Genomic DNA, 7,422 nt, shown 5'->3' on the forward strand with positions numbered 1-7,422 from the left:
CCGGCAGACAACCGCCGGCCCACCCGTTAAGATGGTGTTATGGCACACATTGTGACGATTGCGGGCGCACGCCCGAGAATTGATTCCACCGTTTTCTTGGCCCCAACCGCGACTCTCAGCGGAGATGTAGCGATGGAGGAGAACTCTTCGGCCTTCTACGGCGTCTCCGTTCGTGGAGATACGGCACCGATCCGTGTGGGGCGCAATACCAACCTCCAAGATAACGTCGTCTTGCACGCCGACGCGGGTTTTCCGTGCACCATTGCCGACAACGTTTCGGTAGGACACTCCGCGGTGATCCACGGGGCCACCGTTGAGACCGAATGTTTGATCGGGATGTCAGCGACCGTGATGAATGGTTCGGTGATTGGTGAGCAGTCGTTGATTGCTGCCGGTGCCCTGGTGACTGAGGGCACCGTTATTCCGCCCCGGTCACTTGTCGCTGGTGTTCCGGCCAAGGTGCGCCGGGAGCTGAGCGACGAAGAAGTGGCCCAGCTACAACGCAATTGGGAGATCTACGTGAAGTTAGCCGCCCAACATCAAGACGCTCCCGAAAACCAAAGCCACCTTGACCGTTAGTGCGGTTGCTCAGAGCGGGCGAGCTCCATTTCGCGAGCCCGTTCTTCGGCCTTAAGCCGCGTCAGCTCCTGCCCACGTTCAGCGTCACGTGTCAGGTTTTCCCCGGTTTCCGGGTCGAAGATGTGGATTCGGGAAGAATCGAGCCACAATTTCTTGCTCTGCCCGGGGCGGACCAGCGACTCAGAAGACAGCGTGGCCACGATCTGGGGACGTAGCTCATCGGCATCCAGCTCGCTGGCCAGCTGGTCTAGGTGTCCTGCCACGCGCGGATCTTGTTCGAAAGGAATGTATCCATACTGTTCTGAGCCCAGCCACTCCACGTGGCTGATATCGGCGGAGAACACCGAACCGTTGTCGAGTTTGCGTTCATCAACCAGGCTGGCGTCTTCGAAGAATTCAGGGCGCAACCCCACCAAGACGATATCGCGACCAGATGCTGCCTGGCGCAGTCGTTCGGTTGCCGGGATATCGGCCACCGGCGAGGACAGCACCGGACCATCCTCTGTATCTTTCAGCGTGGCAGGTAAGAAGTTCATGGACGGGGAACCGATGAATCCGGCTACGAAGAGGTTCAGCGGTTGTTCATAGAGCTCACGGGGCGAGCCCACCTGCTGAAGTTCACCTTTTTTCAACACCGCGACCCGATCGCCCAGGGTCATCGCTTCGGTCTGGTCGTGAGTGACGTAGACCGAAGTCACTCCGAGACGCCGCTGGAGCTGAGAGATTTCAGCCCGCATCTGACCACGCAACTTGGCATCGAGGTTTGACAGTGGCTCGTCAAACAGGAACGCGTCGGCATCCCGGACGATAGCGCGCCCCATGGCCACGCGCTGACGCTGACCGCCGGAGAGGTTGGCGGGCTTGCGCTCCAAATGTTCGGTAAGCTCCAAAAGTTTAGCGGCCTCCGTGACTTTTTCGGTCACCTCAGCATCGCTGGCTTTAGCCAGACGAAGGGGGAAAGCAATATTTTCGAAGACGCTCAGATGCGGATAGAGCGCGTAATTCTGGAACACCATGGCCAGGTTGCGGTCTTTGGGCGCATCTTCATTGACGCGCTGACCGTCGATGTACAGGTCGCCGGCGGTGATGTCTTCCAGTCCCACGATCATCCGCAACAAGGTCGACTTGCCGCAACCGGATGGACCGACAAGGATCACGAATTCTCCGTCCGAGATCTCCAAAGAGACGCCTTTAATGGCGGGGAATCCGTCGTCGTAGTGTTTGACTATCTGGTCCAGAGTAATCGATGCCATGATCCTGCTGGTGTCCTATCTATTGGTTGGATGTTCTGTCATGCTACCGCCGGGGCCGGCGCTGGACTAGCCCTTCACCGCACCGCTGGTCAGGCCCGAGACAATCTGGCGCTGGAAGAGCACCACGATAATAATGATCGGAATGGTGACCACTATCGCCGCGGCGGAGATCGCACCAGTGGGGTCCTCGAACTGGGAGGCGCCCGAGAAGAAGGCGAGCGCCGCCGGTACGGTACGAGCAGATTCGGTCGAGGTCAAGGACATGCCGTAGACGAAATCGTTCCAGGCGATAAAGAACGCGATGATCGCGGTGGTGAACACTCCGGGGGCAGCCAACGGCACAATGACTTTGCGGAAGGCCTGGAATGGGGTGGCGCCATCGACCTGGGCGGCTTTTTCCAGCTCCCAGGGGATCTGCTGAAAGAACGCCGCAAGTGTCCAGATTGAGATCGGCAGCGTCAGCGACAGGTAGGGAATAATCAACCCGAGCCAAGTGTCGTAGAGACCGACGGTCCGCCACATATTGAATAGTGGTGTGACCAAAGAGATCACCGGGAACATCGAGACCATCAGGGACACCCCGAGCACAATCCTTTTGCCGGGAAATTCCAGTCGCGCGATGGCATAGGCGGCGATAGTGGCTAACACGACGGCGATCGCGGTGGCGATCACCGAAATGCCGATGGAGTTCCACAAGGCGGAGAGGAAGAGCTCACGGGAGTCACCCACGATGATTTCTTCGTAGTTGACCAGGGACAAGTTGGTGGGCAGGAAATTGCGGTTGGACAAATCCGCCGGGGTCTTAAAGCTGGTGGCCAAGATCGAGGCGACCGGGAACAGGCACCATAGGGTGACAAATCCAACCAGCACGATCCAACCGACCTTGATCCATAAACCGCGACGTTTGGCTTTCTCCGCGGTGGCCTCCATGGAGGTAGCCTCACCAGTGTTGCGAACCGTGGTGCTCATTTCTTGGATCCTCCTTGACCGGTCAGATCGACTTTGAAGATCTTAATAGAGACCAAGGCAATCAGTGCGACTGCCAAGAACAGCAGTACCGAGACAGCAGATCCCAAACCAATTTCGAGTCGTCCGATCGACGTGCGATAAGCCAACAGACTGAGCACCTCGGTGCCGTAGGCGCCCTGCGTCATGATGAAGACCGCATCGAAGATGCGGAAGGCATCCAGCGCGCGGAACAGCACGGCCACCATGATGGAAGCCTTCATATTGGGGATGATGACTCGCCAGAGTCGCTGGAACCAATTGGCGCCGTCAACCGCAGCAGCTTCCTCCAGTTCCTGAGGCACCTGGGCAAGCCCGGCCAAGAGCAGCAGCGATATGAACGGCGTGGTTTTCCAGATTTCGGACAACATGATCACTGTGAGTGCGGTACCGGCCTGGGCAAACCAGTTCAGGTTTTCATCGACTCCAGGCAGAAAGTCCAGCCACGAGTTCATGTATCCCGAGTCGGAGGAGAACATGTAGTACCAGGCGTAGGCCGACACTACGGTAACCAGCCCATAAGGAATCAGAATCACGGTGCGGACGAAACCACGGGTCCCGCGTATGGCCTTATGCATCACCAGTGCGAGCGCGAAGCCCAATACCAACTCCACCAACACCGTCACCACCGTGATCAGTACGGTGACTCCTAGGTCCCGCCAGAACACCGCATCGGTAAGCACTGTGGCATAGTTACCCAATCCGACGAAGGCACGGTCATCGGGTGCGGTCAGACGGTAGGAGAACAGCGAGTCCCACACCGCTTGGAGCAACGGGTAGAAGATCACCAGCACCATGATGAAGAAAGCCGGTCCGGCCAAGAACCATCCGAGACGGGCTTCGGATTTTGAGCGTTGGGACCGTTTCTGTTTCCCTGGTGCCGGCGCGTTTGTCGTCGGCCGGCCGGGTTCTGGGGCTTGTTGAGTAGGAGTAGCTGAGCTCACAATAACGCCTCGCCTCGAAGTACTTCGGTGATGAAGTTCCCGGTACGTCCCGCGGTCTCTTCGCTCACCTCAGACGGTGGTGTGAATTCTTGCTGGATGGCGGTCGAGACCTCGTTGTAGTACGGGGTCTGTGGACGTGGGGCTGCGATGTCCAGAGAATCCCGGATGGCGTCTTTCATCGGGTACTGTTCATCGATGCCCGGGTAGTCATAAGCCGACGCCGAGGCCGGCGGGTTGCCGTTGCTGATGAAGTATTCGGCTTGGTTCTCGGGACTCACGATGCACTCAATGGCGTCCCAAGCCAACTCCTGGTGTTCTGATTCGGCACCTACACCGAGGTTGATGCCTCCAGTGGGTGGGGTGGCTTGCTGATCAGCGAAGGTGCGCGGGTATGTGGTCCAACCAATATCGTCGAGTAGCGACTCGTCGAACTGGCCTTCTTCCACTGCAGACTGGGTGGCCGGCCAGATAAACGGCCAGTTGACCATAAAGGAGCCACGGTCTTGCTGAAAGACCAACATGGCTTCGTTCTCGGCTTGGGTTGGTAGCCCAGGGCTTCCCAGGCCTTCGGACCCGATCGTGCCGACGATCTCGGCAGCCTTGCGACCTGCCTCAGAGTCCAGACCAATTTCCGTATCTTCCACCGAAGCTTCAGGGTTCTCCACGATCTGTTCACCACCGGATTCCATCATGGCGTTGACCCAGACCGTCATCGACTCGGCTTGTGCGCCGTGGACTGCTAGGAATTTGTCCTGATCACGAGCCACCTCGATGAGTTGATCCCAGGTGACCGGTTCATCCATGTCCAGTCCGGCTTCTTCAACCACGGATTTGCGGTACCACAGCAGCTGGGTGTTGGCCCAGAATGGGACGCCCATGAGCTGGTCTTTCCACGTCGCGCCTTCCAGCGCACCGTCGAGGGTATCGTGGGTGGTTCGCTCGGCCACGTCATCTGGTACCGGAGCCAAGAACCCTGGTTCGGACAACTCAGGCAGATACGGCGGGTCCAGACTCATGATGTCCATGGTGGAGTCGCCGGCGGCCAGCCGTCGGGTGAGTTGCTCGCGTTGCGAAGAGGCATCACGCGGTAGCATCGAGGTTTCGATGCGGTAGGCGCCGTTAGCTTCGGCGGTACACTGTTGGGCCAGTTCGGCTTGTCCGCCGTCATCGGGGTTGGTGTACCAGGTCAGCACCGGAGTTTCGTCTTGCGGACCGCATCCGGAAACCACGAGAGACAAGGCGACACCCAGGCAAGCGAGGGTGCCCGCTCGGTGGCGCCGGGTGGACTGATGTGCCACAACAATCACTTCGCTTCACAATATCGGTGGTCCTCACGCCAGGTGACTCTGCCCGATCATGAGGAGCGTTTATGGCCTAACCTTAGACCCACCATGGCGCAATTTGAAATATTTCACACCAAACTGGTACCGCTACTCGGTTGTTGTCAGGGAATAATACGCCGCTCAAACCATTCTGTGCTGATCTCCCCCACCTCTTCGGGCGGACGCCGGTGCCACCCAGCCAGCAGGCCAATCATCTCGCACAAAAGTGTGATATCCACCATATCAGGTTACCCTGTTAACAAAAAGATACGCCGCTATTCACATTGGGGCGCATCGTGATGTAACTTAGGTCATACAGTCAGTTAGTGAACCATACAATCAAAGAATGCGAGGTTAGCCGTGAAAAATAAAGTACTAGCGTCTGCGGGCTTCGCTGTGTGTTTCCTACTTGCAGGTTCCCCCGCGGCAATTGCGCAGACTGATCATCACCAAGACAATTCTCCAGCTGTCTCCACAGCTCAAGGAGAAGGCAATACAGTCGAATACAATGCATTTTTTGAACGCACCGAAGAGGGCTCGGAGTATATCCATCTAGAATTGTCGCACGGCAAAGCCTCTCTTCAAGAAGACGGAACCGTCATCGTTACCTCCGATAATGGTGAACTTGTCGAAAAGCTAGATACGAAAATCCCCGTCCCTGCCTACGACGAAGTAGTCGAGGTGTCATACGAAGTCAGCGACGACGGTCAAGATATAACCGTATCACTCCCATCGTTACACTCAGAGAGTAATTCAGAAACGGATATTGTGGCTGTGCCGTATGAGGTCGAATGTGGCCTCCCTGGCCTTCTCGTAGGGCTAGGTGGCGGAGCCTTACAGGGACTAGGCGGCGGGGCAGCCGGCGCTGCACTCGGAGCATTAGGTGGAGCCATCACGTCCGGCATCGCCGCCGCAATTGAATGCTAAGCCAAGAATCGCGTCATGACCCGTGCGCCTTTACCTGATTGCGTTATGACTGGATACCTTGGAGCCAAACATGAACTACCTACAGGCCTTTATATCTGGCACATTGACAGGCCTTGCAAGTATTTTGCTAGTGTATATTTTCGATGACACGCTCTCGGTAGTTACCGCCCCTATATTTCTAATAACACCAATAGCAATAGGACTTGCAGCTACATTTATATCTAAGAAACACTCAGCTAAGGGGCCCCCAGAATAACACTGGCGTGTGGGCGAGTCTTCAAATTCGAAGACATAGCTTGGTGTCCCACATTTGCGAATGTCACACAGGGATCGGGCCAGGGCGTCTGGCACTTTAGCACCGAGTGGCGTCGAGCCGGTTGCAGAACACCTCGACGTGTTGCGCGTAAGGTAGCTGTACCCCTGATCTGCCAGTTGACAACCATGTGCGTGACCAGATCGGTCACAGCCGTGGAATAGCAAAATGCGGCTCTTCGTGTTTGAGGGGGTGCCCCTACACACCGGTGCGGGATTGCTCACTGAACGTCAGCAGACGCGCTTAGACGAACTATTCCATAACGACCAGCATGTTGAGGTTGAAGCCACCAGAGAGCGTTCTATCAGTGGATGGTTACCGCCTACCGGGACCGGGACCCAAAGAAAGGCAAACAAACCATGCAACACGTCATCAACTCTCTAACCAGTGGTATCTCGAGCGTGTTAGGCGAGGTTCGTCAGCTCGCCGGCACCCTGAAACAACGAGTTGGAGACATCCTCGCCTACTTCGACCACCCCGGCAGTAGCAACGGGCCCACAGAAGCAATCAACGCCCGACTCGAACACCACCGTAGCTCAGCCCTCAGGTTCCGGAACCCAACCAACTACATCACCAGAAACCTGCTCAAGGCCGGCCGATCCAGACCCCACCTGCACCCTCAGTAACAATGAGCCCAAAATGCAATCTCGCTAGGATGCGCTCATGAGCACTACCAAGATCATTATATTCGGCGCACTACTAGGCCTTGTAAATATATTAGCCATTGCACTGTCAAATGACCCATTAACACCGTTTTCTATCTCTGCCTATTTTCTCATGCCAATCGCGATCGGATTTTTAGTTAAATTCCTTTTTAGGAATGAATCGAAAGAATAACACCACATTACAGGCTCATCGTAATTGAGAGTGTAGAACCGGTCTGAAGCCGCCGGACTCGAGCAGACATCTCGCGATGTAGTGCGTGAGGTTGCGGAAGCCGAGTGCTGACCCGCGTAGGTGTTCGAGCCTGCCATTGATCGCTTCGGTAGGCCCGTTCGACGTTCCCGGTCGGGTGAAGAACGCCAGGATATCAGCAGCTCGACGCTTCAGAGTCCGTCCTAACCGCTTGAGTTCGGCCA

The 7,422-nt window shown here is 56.5% G+C and carries 7 protein-coding genes and 1 pseudogene; 3 read left to right on the forward strand and 5 right to left on the reverse strand.

The genetic code is table 11. The features are described 5' to 3' along the window. Window positions 1-39 precede the first annotated feature (39 nt). Window positions 40-579, forward strand: coding sequence for a gamma carbonic anhydrase family protein (locus tag DYI20_RS11595; protein ID WP_110099391.1), 540 nt, complete (start codon window positions 40-42; stop codon window positions 577-579). On the opposite strand, the gene DYI20_RS11600 is transcribed toward DYI20_RS11595, so the two are convergent. The 4 genes from DYI20_RS11600 to DYI20_RS11615 form a co-directional block, all read right to left on the reverse strand. Continuing rightward, a complete protein-coding gene (locus DYI20_RS11600; RefSeq protein ID WP_122549543.1) occupies window positions 576-1,832 on the reverse strand; it encodes an ABC transporter ATP-binding protein in 1,257 nt (418 codons plus the stop codon). The genes DYI20_RS11595 and DYI20_RS11600 overlap by 4 nt on opposite strands. A 66-nt stretch (window positions 1,833-1,898) precedes the next feature. Further along, window positions 1,899-2,762, reverse strand: coding sequence for a carbohydrate ABC transporter permease (locus DYI20_RS11605; protein WP_110099443.1), 864 nt, complete (start codon window positions 2,760-2,762; stop codon window positions 1,899-1,901). A gap of 35 nt (window positions 2,763-2,797) precedes the next feature. After that, the gene (locus DYI20_RS11610) at window positions 2,798-3,781 is read right to left on the reverse strand and encodes a carbohydrate ABC transporter permease (protein ID WP_244924691.1); all 984 of its coding nucleotides are present in this window, start codon (window positions 3,779-3,781) and stop codon (window positions 2,798-2,800) included. Then, window positions 3,778-5,079: an extracellular solute-binding protein gene (locus tag DYI20_RS11615; RefSeq protein ID WP_183145637.1), complete on the reverse strand. Its 1,302-nt coding sequence runs from the start codon at window positions 5,077-5,079 to the stop codon at window positions 3,778-3,780. The genes DYI20_RS11610 and DYI20_RS11615 overlap by 4 nt, the downstream gene beginning before the upstream one ends. A 384-nt stretch (window positions 5,080-5,463) precedes the next feature. On the opposite strand from DYI20_RS11615, the gene DYI20_RS11620 reads away from it, so the two are divergent. Continuing rightward, window positions 5,464-6,030: a hypothetical protein gene (locus DYI20_RS11620; protein ID WP_110110954.1), complete on the forward strand. Its 567-nt coding sequence runs from the start codon at window positions 5,464-5,466 to the stop codon at window positions 6,028-6,030. A gap of 511 nt (window positions 6,031-6,541) precedes the next feature. Then, window positions 6,542-6,969, forward strand: a pseudogene (locus DYI20_RS11625) (transposase); the annotation flags it as partial. A 226-nt stretch (window positions 6,970-7,195) separates the two neighbouring features. Here the strand turns inward: DYI20_RS11625 and DYI20_RS11630 are convergent. Continuing rightward, window positions 7,196-7,422 (reverse strand): transposase (locus DYI20_RS11630; protein ID WP_147472536.1); only part of this gene is annotated, 227 nt, incomplete at its 5' end.

It is taken from the genome of Auritidibacter ignavus (assembly GCF_003703835.1).
Lineage (GTDB): Bacteria > Actinomycetota > Actinomycetes > Actinomycetales > Micrococcaceae > Auritidibacter > Auritidibacter ignavus.

Excerpts from the sequence above, each read along its gene's own strand:
- DYI20_RS11600 (WP_122549543.1), bottom strand. The coding sequence starts at position 1,832 with ATGGCATCGATTACTCTGGACCAGATAGTCAAACACTACGACGACGGA.
- DYI20_RS11595 (WP_110099391.1), top strand. The coding sequence starts at position 40 with ATGGCACACATTGTGACGATTGCGGGCGCACGCCCGAGAATTGATTCC.
- DYI20_RS11605 (WP_110099443.1), bottom strand. The coding sequence starts at position 2,762 with ATGGAGGCCACCGCGGAGAAAGCCAAACGTCGCGGTTTATGGATCAAG.